This window comes from Hyunsoonleella pacifica (genome assembly GCF_004310335.1).
Taxonomy (GTDB): domain Bacteria; phylum Bacteroidota; class Bacteroidia; order Flavobacteriales; family Flavobacteriaceae; genus Jejuia; species Jejuia pacifica.
Genome location: NZ_SIRS01000003.1, coordinates 259772 through 279358, shown reverse-complemented (window position 1 = coordinate 279358; position 19587 = coordinate 259772). Strand labels below are relative to the sequence as shown.

General features: G+C 34.8%; 10 protein-coding genes. 9 read left to right on the top strand and 1 reads right to left on the bottom strand.

Annotated features, from left to right (window positions below; all coding sequences use genetic code 11):
* Positions 1–31 precede the first annotated feature (31 nt).
* The gene (gene queG / locus EYD46_RS07500) at positions 32–973 is read left to right on the top strand and encodes a tRNA epoxyqueuosine(34) reductase QueG (RefSeq protein WP_130936783.1); all 942 of its coding nucleotides are present in this window, start codon (positions 32–34) and stop codon (positions 971–973) included.
* Here queG and EYD46_RS07495 read toward each other — a convergent pair.
* Positions 970–2007: a LacI family DNA-binding transcriptional regulator gene (locus EYD46_RS07495; protein ID WP_130936459.1), complete on the bottom strand. Its 1038-nt coding sequence runs from the start codon at positions 2005–2007 to the stop codon at positions 970–972. The two genes, queG and EYD46_RS07495, sit on opposite strands and share 4 nt — an antisense overlap.
* Positions 2008–2179: 172 nt before the next feature.
* Between EYD46_RS07495 and EYD46_RS07490 the strand changes: the two genes are divergently transcribed.
* The 8 genes from EYD46_RS07490 to sov all read left to right on the top strand — a co-directional run bounded on the left by EYD46_RS07490 (position 2180) and on the right by sov (position 19448).
* Complete coding sequence (locus EYD46_RS07490) at positions 2180–4807, top strand: TonB-dependent receptor (protein WP_130936458.1); 2628 nt, start codon at positions 2180–2182, stop codon at positions 4805–4807.
* A 98-nt stretch (positions 4808–4905) separates the two neighbouring features.
* Positions 4906–5271 carry a glutaredoxin family protein gene (locus tag EYD46_RS07485; RefSeq protein ID WP_130936457.1) on the top strand — a complete coding sequence of 122 codons (366 nt, stop codon included), beginning with the start codon at positions 4906–4908 and terminating at the stop codon, positions 5269–5271.
* Position 5272: 1 nt separating this feature from the next.
* Positions 5273–6625 carry an MFS transporter gene (locus EYD46_RS07480; RefSeq protein WP_130936456.1) on the top strand — a complete coding sequence of 451 codons (1353 nt, stop codon included), beginning with the start codon at positions 5273–5275 and terminating at the stop codon, positions 6623–6625.
* An 18-nt stretch (positions 6626–6643) separates the two neighbouring features.
* Complete coding sequence (locus EYD46_RS07475) at positions 6644–7582, top strand: carbohydrate kinase family protein (protein ID WP_229731320.1); 939 nt, start codon at positions 6644–6646, stop codon at positions 7580–7582.
* A gap of 9 nt (positions 7583–7591) precedes the next feature.
* The gene (gene gtfA / locus EYD46_RS07470; RefSeq protein WP_130936455.1) at positions 7592–9154 is read left to right on the top strand and encodes a sucrose phosphorylase; all 1563 of its coding nucleotides are present in this window, start codon (positions 7592–7594) and stop codon (positions 9152–9154) included.
* Positions 9155–9257: 103 nt separating this feature from the next.
* Positions 9258–11552 carry an NADP-dependent malic enzyme gene (locus EYD46_RS07465; protein WP_130936454.1) on the top strand — a complete coding sequence of 765 codons (2295 nt, stop codon included), beginning with the start codon at positions 9258–9260 and terminating at the stop codon, positions 11550–11552.
* A gap of 54 nt (positions 11553–11606) precedes the next feature.
* The gene (gene ruvA, locus EYD46_RS07460) at positions 11607–12188 is read left to right on the top strand and encodes a Holliday junction branch migration protein RuvA (RefSeq protein WP_130936453.1); all 582 of its coding nucleotides are present in this window, start codon (positions 11607–11609) and stop codon (positions 12186–12188) included.
* A 6-nt stretch (positions 12189–12194) separates the two neighbouring features.
* Positions 12195–19448, top strand: coding sequence for a T9SS outer membrane translocon Sov/SprA (gene sov / locus EYD46_RS07455; protein ID WP_130936452.1), 7254 nt, complete (start codon positions 12195–12197; stop codon positions 19446–19448).
* Positions 19449–19587 lie beyond the last annotated feature (139 nt).

The following is a 19587-nucleotide window of genomic DNA, read 5'->3' as shown; positions in this document are numbered from 1 at the left end:
AAATATTATGAGTAGAAAGAAAGACTTGAGTATGAGTTCTCTCTCCCCTCGGGAGAGAGCTAGAGAGAGGGCTTCTATCATTAAAACCGAAGCCAAACGCCTCGGTTTTTTGTCTTGTGGTATTAGTAAAGCCGAATTTTTAGAAGAAGAAGCACCACGATTAGAACGATGGTTAAACCAAAATATGCACGGAGAGATGCGTTATATGGAAAACCATTTTGATAAACGCTTAGATCCCACAAAATTAGTTGAAGATTCAAAAAGTGTAGTATCCTTGTTACTAAATTATTTTCCTTCAGAAACACAAAACACAGAAAGCTATAAACTATCAAAGTACGCCTATGGTACAGATTACCATTTCGTTATCAAAGACAAACTAAAATCACTATTGCACTTTATTCAAGATGAAATAGGGGAAGTTAATGGACGTGCTTTTGTAGATTCAGCACCCGTTTTAGATAAAGCTTGGGCAGCAAAATCTGGTTTGGGATGGATTGGGAAACACTCTAATTTACTAACACAGCAAATAGGTTCTTTCTATTTTATTGCTGAGCTTATTATTGATTTAGAGTTAGAGTACGATACACCAGTAACAGATCATTGTGGCACTTGTACGGCATGTATTGACGCCTGCCCAACAGAAGCTATTGTTGAGCCTTATGTTGTAGATGGCAGTAAATGCATTTCATATTTCACTATAGAACTCAAAGACAATATACCTACAGAATTTAAAGGAAAGTTTGATGATTGGATGTTTGGTTGCGATGTCTGTCAAGATGTATGCCCATGGAATAGATTCTCAAAATCACATAGTGAGCCACTATTCAATCCACATCCAGAATTATTAAGTATGTCAAAAAAAGATTGGGAGGACATCACAGAAGAAACCTTTAGAAAGGTATTTAAAAAATCAGCAGTAAAACGCACTAAATTCTCTGGATTAAACCGAAATATCAATTTCTTAAAAGATTAAGTAATATTAGTTTTTGTTGATGTTCTAACAATCAAATCTGTTTCTAAAACCACGGTTTTAGGTTCAAAAGGTTTCTCTTTTTTGCGGGCTTTAATTTCTTTAAAAAGTTGTTTAAAGGCCCTTTTTCCCATTTCAAACCCTGGTTGATTTATAGTGGTAAGACTTGGGGATATTACAGACGACATAAACCAATTACTAAACCCAACAATACTAATGTCTTCAGGAATTTTTACGCCCATTTCCTGAAATGCAGTCATGGCACCTATAGCAACCAAATCAGTATTTATAAAAATACCATCTACATCATCATGATCTTCTAACAATTGTTTTGCATTTTTTTTACCCTCTTCAAAACTCATATCGCCGCATTCACAGATATACACCAAGGACGGATCGTAAGGCAAGTCATTATCTAACAAAGCTTTTTTGTAGCCTAAAAACCTATCAATAGAGTTTTGTGGTAACAGAGCTCCTCTAAAGTGGGCAATGCGTTTACAACCAATATCAATTAAATGTTGCGTTGCGGTATAAGCCGCTTTTCTATCGTCTATTATAACTTTTGAACACTTTACCATTTTAGCAATTTTATCGAACATTACTAAAGGTTTTCCTTGAGCGATAATTTCATTTAAATGATCATACTTAGCAGTGCCATTAGCTAAAGAGATAATAATACCATCTACACGTTGACTTAATAATAATTCAACTTGCTTTTTTTCTAATTCATAAGATTCATCCGATTGAAGAATAATAACCAGGTACCCTTTTTTTTCAGCTTGGGAAATAATACCTTTAATAACATTCGAAAAAAAATGATGCACAATCACAGGGATAATTAGACCAATGGTTTTAGATTCTCTAGTTCTTAGGTTAACAGCAAAAGCGTTGGGCTTATAATTTAGGGTTTTAGCAAGTTCTCGTACCTGCAATTTAGTTTTTTTGCTAACATCAGGATAATCCTTTAGTGCTTTAGAAACTGTGGTTACAGAAATGTTTAATTGTTCTGCAATATCTCTTAGAGTAACAATTTTCATTAAAAATGAGTTTAATTTCAGGTAATAAATATATTAAAAATATAAAATCGAAAACGTTTTCGTTATTTTCGAAAACGTTTTCGATTAATAAAAACATATTTTATATGGCTTATAAATATAGATTTGACAAAAATCAACTCAATTATTTATCGAATAACTAAAAAAGACAAAAATGAATGCAATTAAAAAAAGTACGTTTTTATTGGTATTGATGCTGTTATCTACAAGCGCATTAATCGCACAATCAATATCGGGAAACGTTAAAGACGAAGCAGGAGTGCCATTGCCAGGTGTAAATGTTATTTTAGAAGGTACTACTAAAGGAGCAGTTACAGATTTTGATGGAAATTATATTATTAACGATATAGAAAATGGCGATTACACATTATCTGCTACATTTTTAGGGTACGCAAAGTTTTCGCAACAGGTTACTGTACAAGGTAATGATATTACAGTAGATGTTATTATGAAAGAGGATGCGCAATCTTTAGATCAGATCATTGTAACAGGTGTTGTTAATCCTAAATCTAAAATAGAATCCAGTGTATCTGTTTCAACTATGGATATAGAGTTGATAGAACAGGCTGCACCAAGGAGTTCGGGTGAACTTTTTAGAAATATTCCTGGTATTCGTGCAGAGTCTTCAGGAGGTGAGGGTAATGCAAACTTTAATGTACGTGGTGTGCCAATTTCTTCAGGGGGATCAAGATATTTTCAAATTCAAGAAGATGGATTACCATTAAATTTATTTGGAGATACGTCTTTTGGAAATGCGGATAATTTTTTAAGAATAGATTCTAACATAGGAAGAGTTGAGGCTATTAGAGGGGGTTCAGCATCTACGCAAACGTCTAATGGTCCAGCAGGTATTATTAATATGATTAGTAAAACTGGTGCTACAGAAGGAGGTTCTTTAGGGACAACTTTTGGGTTAGATTACCAAACAAGTAGGTTGGATTTCGAGTATGGTGCACCATTAGAAAATGGAATGTCTTATCACTTCGGTGGTTTTATTAGAACAGGAGAAGGTCCTAGAGATATAGGGTATCAAGGTAATAAAGGAGGGCAATTTAAAGCAAATCTTACAAAAAGATTTGATGCGGGTTATGTGCGAGTTTATGCTAAACTATTAAATGATAGATCTGTGATGTATTTACCTATGCCAATGTTATTGGAAGGAAACAATGATGATCCAACATTTTCAAATTTACCAGGTTTTGATATTACTAGTGATTCTCAACACTCAGCATACTTACAACAAAGTGCTGGAACAAATCCTTTTGATGGAGGTGGAAGACATGTAAATGATGTTAGAAATGGAAACAATCCTGTGTCTAAATCATTAGGGACTGAGTTTTCTTTTGACTTGGGAAGCGATTGGAAAATAGCAGGTAAAGCGCGTTACTCTAATAATAGCGGAGAATGGGTATCGCCATTTACAGCAGCAGTAGGTACAGTTTCTGAAATTGAAACTACAGCCAGAGACGCTTCAAATGCTACAGGTACTTTGGTATATGCTGATGGCGATAGAGAAGTATTTAACCCATCAAATGGTTTGGCTCAAATTATACACATGTTTGATGTAACGGTAGATGACTTAAGTAACTTTTTTAGTGATGTAAAAATCTCAAAAAAATTAAGTGATAATGTTGGCGTAACTGCAGGATTGTTTACGGCAACTCAAAACACAAAAATAGGATGGCAATGGAGTTCATTTATTTCTGAAGTTAAAGGTGGTGGAGAAGCAAGATTGGCAGATTTTGATGGTTTCTCAAGAAACGGACAATACTCTTATGGTACGCCAGTATGGGGTAATTGTTGCCAGCGTAGATATAATACTGTACACAATGTGAATTCGCCGTATGTAGGTGTTGATGCAGAGATAACCGAAAAATTAAATTTTGATGGAAGTATACGTTTTGAAAACGTAAATGTAAATGGAACAATAGCTAATGGACCTAGTAGCCAAGATTCATATGATTATGATGGAAATGGTACAATAGAAGGGATAGAGCAAGTGGTACCGGTAATTGCAGGTAATGCGGGACAAATAATAAATGACGATTATAACTTTGTGTCTTTCTCAGCAGGTTTAAATTATAAATTGAATCAAGGATCAGCTGTATTTGCAAGATATAGTTCTGGTGCATCAGGAAGAGCTCCAGATAGAAATAATTATGGTACAGATGGTAAGGCAGATGTGCAGTACGATGAAGTATCACAATTAGAAGTTGGTTTCAAGAAAAGATTAAACAATGGAGTGCTTAACCTTACAGGATTTATGAGTAATACTGATGAAGGGTTGAGTAATGAATTAAACAGATCTGTAGGTAATCCATTTAAAGCATTAGGTATTGAAGCAGAAACAGCACTTGCCTTTGGAGAAAACTTCAACTTTAATGGTTCGTTTACTTGGACAAAAGCCGAAATAGATGGTGGAGACAATAAAGGGAACAAACCTAGAAGACAAGCAGATTTGGTTTATAACTTATCGCCATCATATAATTTTGGAGAAAACAGTCAGCATGGTTTGGCATTAAGCATATTAGGTACAACAAAATCTTATGCACAAGATGATAACGATTTAGTAATGCCAGCTTATGCTTACTTTAACTTAATAGGTAGAGCAGGTTTAACAGATGGGCTTTCTCTTGTATTGAGTGTAAACAATCTCTTTGATACAGTTGGTATCACAGAAGTTGAAGGAAATGGAGATGGCGCTTTTGGTTCAAATCGTTTAGTAAGAGCAAGATCAATTAGTGGTCGTTCCACTACACTGTCGTTACAGTATAAGTTTTAAAAAATGGGTTAGTTTAGTTTGATTTCAGGTTGTTAATAAAAGAGTTGGAGTTAAATAAGGTCCAACTCTTTTTGTCATCCAAATAAAAAAGTTAAAATATGAGAGGTTTTGTGTTGTGTGTAGTATTTAGTTTAACTTTTGGTTTAATAGGTTTTGGTCAAGATAAACGTACAGATAAAGAAGTAGTAAAACAGGATACCGTAATTGTGTATGGTAGTGATACGTGCCATTATTGCACAGACACTAAAGTGTTTTTAAAAGAACAGCATGTAGAATTTGTGTATTATGATGTAGATGTGCGCCTAGAAAAGCAAAAAGAGATGGTGGAAAAATTGCAAAATGCAGGAATACCTCTAGATGCTATATCACTTCCCGTAGTAGATATAAATGGAAGAAGCTTAAAGATGAATGATGTAACTAATTTTAAGGGCTTTCTAAAAAGTTTAATAGAAAAAACAAAATAAGATGAAAATAGCAAAACCAAAATTATCCTTTTGGCAGATTTTTAATATGAATGTCGGTTTTCTGGGGATTCAGTATAGTTTTGGTTTACAACAAACAGCTGTAAATCCTATTTTTTCATTTTTAGGTGCAGAGCACGACCAGTTACCATTATTAAATTTAGCTGGCCCTGTAACAGGTTTAATTATACAGCCTATTATTGGGGCAATTTCAGATAAAACATGGTCGCCACGATGGGGAAGACGTAAGCCTTTCTTTTTAATAGGAGCTTTGTTGGGGAGTTTATGTTTATTCGCTTTTCCGTTTAGTCCGGCATTATGGTTTGCGGTAGGGTTACTGTGGATTCTAGATGTAGGGAACAACATGGCAATGGAGCCATACAGAGCTTTTGTAGGAGATAAATTACCAAATCGTCAATTAAGTTTTGGCTACCAAATGCAGAGTTTATTTGTTGGTGCAGGTATCGTATTGGCAAACGCCTCTATTTTTCTTTTTCAGGATTGGTTTGGTGGAGTAGAAGAAGTTACCGAAAGTGTAACCTCAATACCAAAATGGTTGTACTATTCCTTTTTTATAGGGGCTGTTTTGTCCATTTCAACAATTCTATGGTCAGTGCTAAAAACACCAGAAATACCACCATCTGAAGAAGAATTGGAAGCTATTAAAAAGCATAATAGACTATCCTTTTCAGAAAGGATAAAAACACCATTTTTAGAGATAGTTAGTGCTATAAAAGATATGCCCAAGTTTATGTGGAAGTTATCTGGTGTATATTTATTTCAGTGGTATGCCTTGTTTGTGTATTGGCAATTTATAGCGCCAATGTTTAAAGAAAGTATGGGGTTAAACAGTTCTGAAGCCCTAAGTCAGGCTGCTAAAATGAATACTACATACAATATATCAACAATAATTTTTGCGCTAGCCCTAGTGCCACTAGCTTTAAAATTTGGCGGTAAAAAAGTATATGTGTTTAGTCTGTTTTTAACAGGAATAGCAATGCTAAGTATTCCATACATTCAAGATTCGCTTTTGGTAATCTTACCTATGATATTATTTGGTGTTGGTTGGGCTGCAATGATGGGTATTCCGTATTCTATGGTGTCTAAAATTGTGCCTCAAGAACGACGTGGGGTATATATGGGGATTTTAAACATGATGATAGTAATTCCAATGGGAATCCAAACGGTAACATTTGGTCCCATAGTAAAACATCTACTAGATAATAGTGCGGTTAAAGCCATACTATTAGGTGGAGTGTTTTTCATAATAGCTGGGATTTTGGCGTTGAGGTTAAAACAACCAAAGTCTATTGGAGGCGATGAAGATATAATTGTTTCGGGAAGTGGTGGACATTAATTTTTTGAAAAAATAATTTTGGAAGAGAATATAAAAGATATAGACATTTTATGTGTAGGTGAGGTTCTTGTAGATTTTATAGGGCACCAAACAGGTGTACTTATAAATGATACAAGAGACTATCATAGGTATTTAGGGGGTTCGCCAGCAAATGTAGCTATGAATTCAGCGAGATTAGGTTTAAAGTCTGTTTTAGTAGCAACTGTGGGCAATGATGGTTTTGGAGAATATATTTTTGAGCGACTTACGGGTGTTGGTGTCAACACAAGTTACATTGCAACAATTAACGACAAACCTACGAGTGTCGTTTTTGTATCAAAAACCGACAGTACACCAGATTTCATACCTTTTAGAAAAGCAGATGCATATATTGCTGAACATCAAATCTCCGCAGATTTACTTTTAAAAACAAACATATTTCATACTACATGTTTTGCTTTAAGTAAAAACCCAGCGAAAGTTACCATATTAAAAAAGGCTGAAGAAGCGTTCAATTTAGGTTGTAAATTAAGTATCGATGTAAACTACGCTGAAAAATTATGGAACAGCCAAGAAGAAGCCATTGAGGTAATAAAATCGTACTGTAAATTTAATCCCTTAGTAAAGATTAGTGAAGATGATATGTTAAGGCTCTTTGGGCAACAACTTCCACATGAGGATATTTTTAATTTCTTTCATTCAGAAGGGGTTGATACGATATGTTTAACTCTAGGGAGTAAAGGCGTAAAGCTATCAGAAAAAGGGAAAGATATTATCCAATTACCAGCTATACAAATTGATGTTGTGCAAGATGCCACAGGAGCTGGAGATGCCTTTTGGTCTGGTTTTTTGTTTGCTTACATAAAAAAACGCCCTATAGAGAAATGCTTGGAAGTAGCACTACAGCTGGCAGCGTTAAAACTTCAAAATGTAGGTAGATTACCAGATAACATTAATATTTTATCAGAACTTTTATAAAATTAAACGATGTTGAAAGACTCTAATATTGCAAACGGTGTTATGTTAAATGCATACCCAGATAGTATTGGCAGAACACTTAGCGATACTATTAATATGCTTAAACGCTCAGAGTTTAAAGATGTATTTTCGTTATTTTACATATTGCCAACATTCTTTAATAGTGATTTAGATAGGGGATTTTCTATAATTGATTATAATCGTAATGAAGAATTAGTGTCAAAGTCTGATTTGGAAGATTTAGAGCAGCTCAATATTCAACTAAAGTTGGATATTGTATTAAATCACTTATCGGTGGCATCCCCTCAATTTAAAGACCTGCTTAAAAACGGAAATCAATCAAAATACAAGGATTTTTTTATCAACTGGAATACCTTTTGGGAGGGTAATGGTGCTATGGGAGAGGATGGCATCGTCATTCCTAAAAAAGAATTTCTAGACAAATTATTTATGCGAAAATCAGGATTGCCAGTTTTAAAAGTGCCTTTTCCTGATGGATCAGAAGAGCCTTATTGGAATACGTTTTACCAAAAGACAAATGCAGATAACAGTGTTTTGGGGCAGATGGATGTTAATGCAACATCTCAACTGGTTTGGGATTTTTACAAGGACACCCTGCAAAAAGTTAGTAGTTACGGGTGCAAAATATTGCGACTGGATGCTTTTGCATATTTGCATAAAGCTGTTGGGGCATCAAACTTTTTTAATAAACCAGGAACTTGGGATTATCTTGAGCGTATCAAGCAAATTGCAGATAAAAATAATTTAACGCTTTTACCAGAAATACATGCAGAATATGGTACATATTTGCATGATGAGGTAGCAAAAAAAGGCTATCAAATATATGATTTTTTTCTACCAGGTTTAATGATTCATACTATCGAAAAAAAAGATAGCAATGCGTTGTTAAATTGGGCTAACGAGATTATTGATAAAGGCTATAAAACAGTTAATATGTTAGGGTGTCATGATGGTATACCTGTTTTAGATTTAAAAGGAAAAGAAGTAGATAGCGTATATTATAAAGGGCTGCTCTTGGATGAAGATATAGAAGACATCATGGATATTATTATTGAACGGGGCGGGAGAGTTAAAAATTTATACGGACCAAATGGTAAAAAAATATCCTATTACCAAGTTAATGCTACGTTTTTCAGTGCATTAGGAGAAAGTGAGCAAAAATTATTATTGGCAAGAGCTATTCAAATGTTTATGCCAGGAATACCACAAGTTTGGTACTTGGATATTTTTGCGGGTAAAAATGATTATAAAGCTGCAGATAATGCAGGCAGTGGTGGACATAAGGAAATTAACAGAACAACGCTTTCGGTAGAAGATATAGAAGAAGGGCTTAAAAAAGATGTGGTTTTAAATCAGTTAAAATTGTTGAGGTTAAGAAATACATCAAAAGCATTTTCAGGGTCTGTGGAAATCAATACGTCTTCACACAAAATCATCGATATCAAATGGGTTAATGAAAATGAGTTTGCCCACCTTAAGGTAAATCTTAACACGTATAACTTCACAATAGATTATACTGAATTAGGAGAAAGTAAATTTTATGCTTTCTAAGTTGTGTTTTTTAGGTTTAAAAAGAAATATCAATTTCTTAAAAGATTAGGCGTTTACTTCGTAGGATTGTTATATTTGTTGGTTTAGTTGACAATCCATTATTATGAGCGAAGAAAGTAAGCGAAGAGAAGCACTAATATACCACGCTAAACCCACTCCAGGAAAAATAAAAGTAGTTCCTACCAAGAAATACGCAAGTCAGAGAGATTTGTCTTTAGCATATTCTCCAGGTGTAGCAGAGCCTTGTTTAGAGATTGAAAAAGACAAAAACAATGCGTATCGTTACACAGCCAAAGGGAATTTAGTAGCTGTAATTTCTAATGGAACAGCAGTATTAGGTCTTGGCGATATTGGTCCCGAAGCATCAAAACCCGTTATGGAAGGTAAGGGGTTGCTTTTTAAAATTTTTGCAGATATTGATGTGTTTGATATAGAAGTAGATACTAAAAATGTAGATGCTTTTATTGAAACGGTAAAAAATATAGCGCCTACTTTTGGAGGTATAAATTTAGAGGATATCAAAGCGCCAGAAGCTTTTGAAATAGAGCGTCGACTCAAAGAAGAACTGGATATTCCGGTAATGCACGATGACCAACATGGTACAGCAATTATTTCTGCAGCGGCCTTAATAAACGCTTTAGAACTTGCTAATAAAAACATTGAGGATGTAAAAATTGTGATCAGTGGTGCAGGTGCGGCAGCAATTTCTTGCTCACGTTTGTATCAATCTTGTGGTGCAAGGCGGGAAAATATGGTAATGTTAGATAGCAAAGGTGTTATTAGAGATGATAGAGATAACCTTACCTCTCAAAAAGCAGAATTCGCCACGCACAGAAAAATAGATACTTTAGATGAAGCAATGGAGGATGCTGATGTATTTATAGGACTATCAATGGCAGACATTGTTTCTCCTGAAATGCTTAAAGCTATGGCAAAAGATCCTATAGTTTTTGCTATGGCTAACCCAGATCCAGAAATAAAATATCAACTTGCTGTAGATACAAGAGATGATATTATTATGGCTACTGGACGTAGTGATCATCCTAACCAGGTAAATAATGTTTTAGGTTTTCCATTTATCTTTAGAGGCGCACTAGATGTTCGTGCCACTTGCATTAATGAAGAAATGAAAATGGCTGCGGTTAAAGCATTAGCCGCTTTAGCTAAGGAACCGGTGCCCGAACAAGTAAATGTAGCTTACGAGCAAACACGTTTGGCTTTTGGTAGAAAATACATTATTCCAAAACCATTTGATCCTCGACTTATAGCAGAAATTCCTCCTGCTGTAGCAAAGGCAGCAATGGAAAGTGGTGTAGCTCAATTTGAAATTACAGACTGGGACAAATACAAAGATTCACTAAGAGAACGCTTGGGTTCAGATAACAAGCTGGTAAGATTACTTTTAAGTCGTGCAAAACTAAACCCTAAACGTGTAGTATACGCAGAAGCAGATCAATTAGCTGTTTTAAAAGCTGCACAAATTGCTCATGAGGAAGGCATTGCTATTCCTATATTATTAGGTAGAAGAGAAACTATCGAAGAGTTGATGAAGCAAATAGACTTTGAAGCAGATATTACTATTGTTGATCCAAAGACAGAAGAAGAAAACGATCGAAAAAACCGTTACGCCAAAGTATATTGGGAACAGCGCAAAAGGCGCGGTGTTACCTATTATGCAGCTCAACGTTTGATGCGTGAGCGAAATTATTTTGCTGCTATGATGGTTAATGAAGGAGATGCAGATGCTTTAATTTCAGGATATTCAAGAAATTACCCTTCAGTAGTTAAGCCTATGTTAGAGTTAATAGGTATGGCTAAAGGTGCAACTAGAATCGCAACTACAAATGTGATGATGACAAAAAGAGGACCTATGTTCTTAAGTGATACATCCATAAATATAGATCCTACAGCTAAAGATTTAGCTAAAATAGCAGTGATGACATCAAAAGTGATAAAAACTTTTGGTTTTGAGCCAGTTATGGCATTAACGTCATATTCAAATTTTGGTTCCTCAGATAATGAAAGAGCTTCAAAAGTAAGAGAAGCGGTGGCTATATTACATCGTCAATATCCCGATTTGGTGGTAGATGGCGAATTACAAACAGACTTTGCTTTAAATGATGAAATGTTGCGAGATCAGTTTCCTTTTTCAAAATTAGTAGGCAGAAAAGTGAATAGTTTAATTTTTCCTAATCTGGATTCTGCAAACATTACATATAAGTTATTAAAAGAGTTAAATGAGGCTGATTCTATTGGCCCTATCATGATGGGTATGCGAAAACCGGTGCATATATTACAATTAGATGCAAGTGTTGATGAAATAGTAAACATGACTGCAATAGCAGTTATTGATGCTCAGAATAAGGAAATGTGGGAGCTTGAAAAAGATATTTCATAGGTGCTAAAACGTAAATAAATTCATTACATTTGGCTGGTTAAGAGTGATTTTAATATGATTACGCATATACAAGGAAAACTTATTGAGAAAAACCCAACAGACGTTGTTATAGATTGTAATGGTGTTGGGTATTTGTTAAATATTTCGCTACATACATTCTCTCAAATTCCAGATAAAGAACATTTAAAGTTGTATACGCATCTTCAAGTAAAAGAAGATTCGCATACACTATTTGGTTTTTCATCTTTAGCAGAACGCGAAATATTTAGGCTATTAATTTCAGTAAGTGGTATTGGTGCTAGTACGGCAAGAACTATGTTATCTTCATTAACCCCAAAACAAGTTAGAGAAGGTATCGCCTCAGGAGATGTGGCATTAATTCAGTCCATAAAAGGTATAGGGGCTAAAACAGCACAACGTGTCATCATAGATTTAAAAGATAAAATTTTGAAAATATACGATATTGACGAAGTTTCGGTTTCTAAAGACAATACCAACAAGAATGAAGCGTTATCTGCTTTAGAAGTTCTTGGTTTTGCAAAAAAGCAGGCAGAACGGGTTGTGGACAAAATTATGATATCTCAGCCAGATGCTACTGTAGAAACTATTATAAAACAAGCCTTAAAAAATTTATAAGAGATTTTGAACATAACTAACCATAGCTGTCATAAATCGATTAAAACCTATGTTGCCCTAATAGCCCTCCTACTTATCTCAGTATCAGGATGGGCGCAACAACCTACCCAAGATTCAACAAAAACAGGTTTTAGTTTAGGTAAAATTAAGTTTCCAAAACTTAACGGAATTGAGTCTAAATACACTTATGATCCTATAACTGACAGGTATATTTATACCGAAAAAATTGGTGAGTTCAATATTAATTACCCTATAATTTTAACACCAAAAGAGTTTAAGGATTTAGTTGCCAAAGAAAATCTGAAAAACTATTATAAAGAAAAAATTGATGCTTTTGATGGTAAAAAGAAAGGAGCTGAAGATGAACAGAAAAATTTATTACCAGAGTTTTATGTAAACTCAGGCTTTTTTGAAACTATTTTTGGAGGTAATACTATTGAAGTTGTACCTCAAGGTTCTGTAGAAATGGATTTAGGTGTATTGTTTTCAAGGCAAGATAATCCGTCTTTTTCTCCAAGAAACCGTAGCAATTTTACGTTTGATTTTGACCAACGTATCAGTTTAAGCCTTTTAGGTAAAGTAGGTACAAGACTTCAAGTAAATGCTAATTACGATACGCAATCTACTTTCGATTTTCAAAATATTATAAAACTAGATTACACGCCAACTGAGGATGATATCATTCAAAAAATAGAAGTTGGTAATGTAAATATGCCATTAAACAGTTCTTTAATAACAGGAGCTCAAAGTTTATTTGGTGTAAAAGCACAATTACAGTTTGGTAGAACAACAGTAACAGGAGTGTTTTCTGAGCAACAATCTCAAGGTAATACTGTAGTAGCGCAAGGTGGAGGTACTTTAGAAGAATTTGATTTTTTCATAAGAGATTATGATGAAAACCGACACTTCTTTTTAGCGCAATATTTTAGAGATACTTATGATGAAGCATTAAGAAACTATCCCTTTATCAATAATAGAGGGTTACAAATTACGCGTTTAGAAGTATATATTACTAACCGAAGTAATAGAACAGATAATGTAAGAAATGTGGTAGCGTTACAGGATTTAGGAGAGAGCGATAAGTTGTTCTCTGCATCTGTAAATGTTACTACTGGCCCCGGTGCTTTTCCAGATAACAGCAATAATAATCTAGATCCAACAGCCATTGGTAGTGGATCTGTTTTAACAGAAGCCATTCGTGATATTGCAACAGCACAACAAGGATTTGGAGCCATACAAAATAATGTAAATGAAGGATCTGATTACGGTAAAATTGAAAATGCTAGAAAACTACAAAACGGGCAAGAATATACATTTAATACGGATTTAGGTTATATTTCATTAAACCAACGCTTAACCGCCGATGAGGTTTTAGCAGTAGCCTATCAATTTACAGTGGGCGGACAAGTATTCCAAGTTGGTGAGTTTGCTAATGATGGTGTAAATCCTAATGAAGTTGATACCAATAACCAAGGACAAGTTACCCAAGTAACCAACAAAGCATTGGTGTTAAAAATGTTGAAGAGTAGTGTAACCAATGTTGATCATCCTATCTGGGATTTAATGATGAAAAACATCTACGATACAGGTGCTTTTAATTTAAGTCAAGACGATTTTTCCTTAAATATTTTCTATAATGAAGCCTCGCCGTTAAATTTCATTACACCCGTTGAAGGTACAACGTTTCCACTATTTGATAACCATACACCAACTACACCAGGGGATGATAGAGAAATTGAAGAAACTACTTTAATACGCCTATTTAATTGGGATAAATTGAATTTTAATAATGACCCTCAAGGCAATGGAGATGGTTTTTTTGACTTTGTTCCTGGAATCACAGTACAACCACAAAATGGAAAAATTATTTTTACTAAAGTAGAACCATTTGGTCGTTACTTATTTGATGTTTTAGATGATGATGATAACCCAAATAATAATGATGCGGACTACGAAGCAGATGTATATACCAATCCAAATCAGGAAAAGTACGTTTATGATATTTTATATAAGAGTACAAAAATTGCAGCATTAGAAGAAGCAGATAAAAACAAGTTTAAGCTAAAAGGGCGCTATAGCTCTAGTGGTGGCGGAGATGGTATCCCTATTGGGGCATTCAATGTGCCGCGAGGTTCAGTAAGAGTTACAGCAGGAGGTCGTGTACTGGTTGAAGGTGTAGATTATACGGTAAATTATCAATTAGGACGTGTACAAATTTTAGATGAAGCACTTAAAGCATCTAATACCCCAATTCAGGTTTCTACTGAAAATAATGCGGTATTTGGACAACAAACCAGGCGTTTCACTGGGATTAATGTAGAACACAAATTCAATGATAATTTCGTAATCGCAGGTACACTTTTAAATTTGAACGAACGCCCCATCACACAAAAGGCAAATTTTGGGTCAGAACCTATAAATAATACTATTTTTGGATTTAATGGTAACTTTTCATCAGAAGTGCCTTTCCTAACGAGAATGGTTAATAAGTTACCAAATATTGATACAGATGTACCATCTAATATTTCGTTACGTGGAGAATTTGCTTATTTAGCACCAGGTGCACCAAAAGGTACAGACCTTAATGGAGAAGCTACATCGTATATTGATGACTTTGAAGGCACGCAAAATGCTATTGATTTAAAAGCACAACAATCTTGGTTTTTATCGAGTAGACCTGTGGATGTTGATGGTAATGGTAATGAGAATGAAATTGAAGATCAAGCTGGTATCCAAAATGGTTATGGTAGGGGAATGCTAAATTGGTATACTGTAGATCCCATTTTTTACAGTGCAAGACGACCAAGCGGCGTATCAGATGAAGACCTATCCAGTTTGTATACCAGTCGTGTATTTATCAATGAGTTATTTCCAGAACAAGATTTAGTGCAAGGGCAAAACTCTATTCTATTTACTTTAGATTTAGCCTATTATCCAGAAGAACGTGGACCATATAATTTTGAGCCTTTAAACGAATCAGATGCTAACAATGATGGGTTTTTGGATAATCCAGAAGAGAGTTGGGCGGGAATTACACGTCAATTAACCTCCACAGATTTGGAACAAGCCAATGTAGAGTATATCGAGTTTTGGTTACAAGATCCGTTCCAGGAAAACCCTGCAAATCCAGGAGGTAAACTAGTGTTTAACTTAGGGAATATTTCTGAAGACGTAGTAAAAGATGGAAGGAAGTTATATGAAAATGGTTTACCGGAAGATGGGGATATTAGTTTATTACCTCAAACAGATTGGGGAACAGTAGTGCCTTTAAATCAATCTTTGGTTTATGCTTTTGATACTACTGGACAAGAAAGAACTAATCAAGATGTAGGTTACGACGGGTACAGTGATGCTAATGAAATTCAAGAGTTTGGAACCGCTTTTGGGGATGACCCTTCAAACGATAACTATACCTTTTTCCTAGATGCCGAAGGTGGTATTTTTGAACGTTATAAAAAATTCAACGGTGTTGAAGGGAATACACCAGACGTATTTACAGATACCCAAAGAGCAAATAATCCACAACCAGATGTAGAGGATATCAATAGAGATAACACTATGAATACTATTGATAGCTATTTTGAATATGAACTAGATATTACACCAGCTACATTAAATATTAATAATGAGTTTATTGTGGACACCAAAAACGTGGAAGCACAAAGTGAAGACAATAGACGTTTACTTGAAAATGGAGAAGTAGTATATCCAAAATGGTATCTATTCAGGATTCCTGTAACAAAAAGTACTAGAGCCGTTGGAGGTATTACAGATTTTAGATCGGTTCGTTTTGTAAGAACTTATTTGAAAGAGTTTAATCAAAATACAGTATTTCGTTTTGGAACATTAGATTTAGTACGAAGTGATTGGAGACGCTATAACCAAACCTTACAAGCCAATAATGACGACCCAACTGATGATGATACTGATTTTTCAGTAGGTATTGTAGGGACTATTGATAACGAAGGGTCTTATGTACGGCCTCCAGGGATTGAACCAGAGCAGTTATTTAATAATAATACAGTAGTGCGTCAAAATGAGCAAGCTCTAGTGGTTAATGTATGTGATTTAGAATCTGAAGATTCTCGAGCGGTATTTAAAAATATTAATATAGATATGCGTCAGTATAAACGTTTAAGAATGTTTTTACACGCTCAAGATGATGATTATGGATTTACTGATACTAACGCTGAGCGTTTAGTGGGATTCATGAGAATTGGTAATGATTTAAATGATAACTACTATCAAATTGAGATACCGTTAGTAAAATCCCCAAATGGATCTTTAAGACGAGAAGATGTATGGCCATTAGAAAATGAAATTAACTTACCTCTTGATATTTTAGGCAAAATTAAAGCTGAAGGTATTGCAAATGGTACTTTGCTCGATGGAGAACCAACATATTATGACGTTATTGGAGATAACATAGTAGAAGTTGTAAATGAACTTACAGGTTATGTTACTGGGCAACATCGTGTAGCCATAAAGGGTAATCCAAATTTCGGGGATGTAAGAACATTGATGGTAGGGGTTAAAAACGCTACAAACAGTGATGTATGTGCTAATGTGTGGTTTAACGAATTACGCTTGTCAGATTTAGATAATGAAGGAGGTTGGGCTGCAGTGGTAAGTATGGATACCAATATAGCAGATTTTGCAAATATAAGTGCCACAGGTAGACAAAGTACATCTGGGTTTGGTGCTTTAGAGCAAGGGCCAAGTGAGCGCGCACTTGAAGATGTTCAGCAATATGATGTAGTAACCAATATAAATGCAGGACAGTTATTACCAAAGAAATGGGGTGTGCAAATTCCTTTTAATTATGCTCAAAGTGAAGAATTAGTGACGCCAAAATTCGATCAGTTTTATAAAGATTTAAAATTGCAAGACCGTATTGATGCAGAAGATACTCAAGAAGGAAAAGATCGTGTAAAAGAACAGTCAGAAGATTATACAAGGCGTCAAAGTATCAACTTAATAGGCGTAAGAAAGAACAGAACTACAGATAAAACACCAAGGTTTTACGATGTTGAAAACTTTACCTTTAATTATTCCTATAATAAAGTGGAGCACCGTGATTTTGAAATTGAAAATTCAGTAAATAAAACCTTAAGAGCAGGTGCAAATTACGCATTCAACTTCAATCCAATTACAGTAGAACCTTTTAAAAAGAACGATTCCTTATTTACAGGGAAATACTGGAAATTATTGAAAGAATTTAACGTGAATTTGTTACCTACGAGTTTTGCTATAAACACTGATCTTAACAGACAGTTTAATCGTCAAAAATTTAGAGAAATAGATTTATCGGGCGGCAATATTGGAGTAGAAGAATTATTTCGTAGAAACTACACATTTGATTTTCAGTATACCATTAACTACAACTTAACCAAAGCATTACAGCTTAATTTTACAGCAGCAAATAATAATATAGTTAGAAATTATTTTCTAGGCGATGATTTAATTGCAGGAGAACAAGACCCTAGACTAGATGTATGGGACGGACTTTTAGATATTGGAGACCCCAATAGGCAAACCCAAAGTTTAGGTGTCAACTACCAACTGCCTTTAAACAAAATACCAGCCTTTAGTTTTATTGATGCTACATACCAGTACAATGGAGATTTTCAATGGCAAAAGGGTTCAGACTTTTTTGAAAGACAAATAGAAGATGGCGGTATAGGAGGACCAGCGCATACCGTTCAAAACTCTAATACCCATAACTTAAATACAAGTTTGGATATGAGGCGGTTATATAAATATATTGGTTTGCAGAAGAAGCCAACACGTACTGTTAGAACCCGCACTAGAAGTACTGGAGGACCTCCAGGAACGAAAGATAATGATGCAAAAAAAACTAGAAGTAAAAATAAACCCGGCACAAAATTATTAAATGCAGGAATAGATATTTTAACCAGTGTAAAGCGTATACAAATTAATTATTCAGAAAATAACGGTACGTTTTTACCTGGTTACACAAGGACTCCTGGTTTTGTAGGTACATTAAAACCATCATTTGGTTTTACCTTTGGTTCACAAAATGATATAAGGCAAGAAGCAGCGAGACGCGGTTGGTTAACAACATTCCAAGAGTTTAATCAGCAATTTACGCAAACCCATAGTGAACAGTTAGATATCTCGGCGAGTTTAGAGCCAGTAAGAGACTTGAAAATTGATATCTCAGGAAACAAAACCTATTTTGAGAATTTTGCTGAAAACTTTAGAGTTGATCCAGCAACATTGGATTATATAGCGCTAACACCTAATACTTTCGGTAACTTTAATATCTCTACTGTTTTAATAAAGACAGCCTTTGGTAAAAGTGACGAAACAGGCTCTGATGCGTTTAACGATTTTAGGGCAAACAGACTCACAATAGCAAGACGAGTTGCAGCCGCAAGAGGTACAGATGTAAATGATGTAGATGCCGAAGGTTTTCCTAGAGGTTTTGGTAAAAATAGTCAAGCTGTATTATTACCTGCATTTTTAGCAGCTTACTCAGGGCAAGATGCAAATAATGTAAAACTAGACGCATTTAGAAGCGTACCTATCCCAAACTGGGATTTAAAATACACAGGGTTTATGAAATTCGCTTGGTTTAAAAAGAATTTCAGACGTTTTTCAGTAACTCATGGGTATCGTTCTAGTTATAATATCAATCAGTTTCAAACAAACTTAGATTTCACGTCCCCAGATTTTAATTTGGATTATGATAGTCAAGATCCTGATACTAAAGACCAGTCAGGGAATTTTAAAAACGAGCGTTTGTTTAGTAATATTAACTTAACAGAAATGTTTAGTCCATTGGTTAGAATTGATATGGAAATGAAAAATTCCATGAAGATCCTTGCTGAGGTTAGAAAAGACAGACTATTATCTTTAAGTTTTGACAATAATTTATTAACCGAAGTTATAGGTAATGAATATGCCATAGGCTTAGGGTATCGTATAAAAGATGTACGGATAAAGTCTAATTTAGCGGGGCCAAAAAAACGTATAGTAAGTGATTTAAATATGAAAGCCGATATCTCGGTAAGAGATAATAAAACCATAGTACGTTATTTAGATTTAGAAAATAATCAAGTAACCTCAGGGCAAACCATTTGGGGACTTAAATATTCCGCAGACTACGCATTTAGTAGAAACCTAACTGCCATTTTCTATTTTGATTATGCCTTTGCAGACTATGCTATTTCCACTGCATTTCCACAAACCACCATACGTTCAGGATTTACCCTAAGATATAATTTTGGTAATTAAACCTACGGGCTTTAACTATATCCGTAACAGTGTCCCTCCTAAAAAGGAGGGAGTAAGGGAGGTGTATGACTATAAATAAACTCCGAACGTACTTTTTACAAGATTGTCCCCTTGAGGGGGCTTTAGGGGTGTTTTTGAG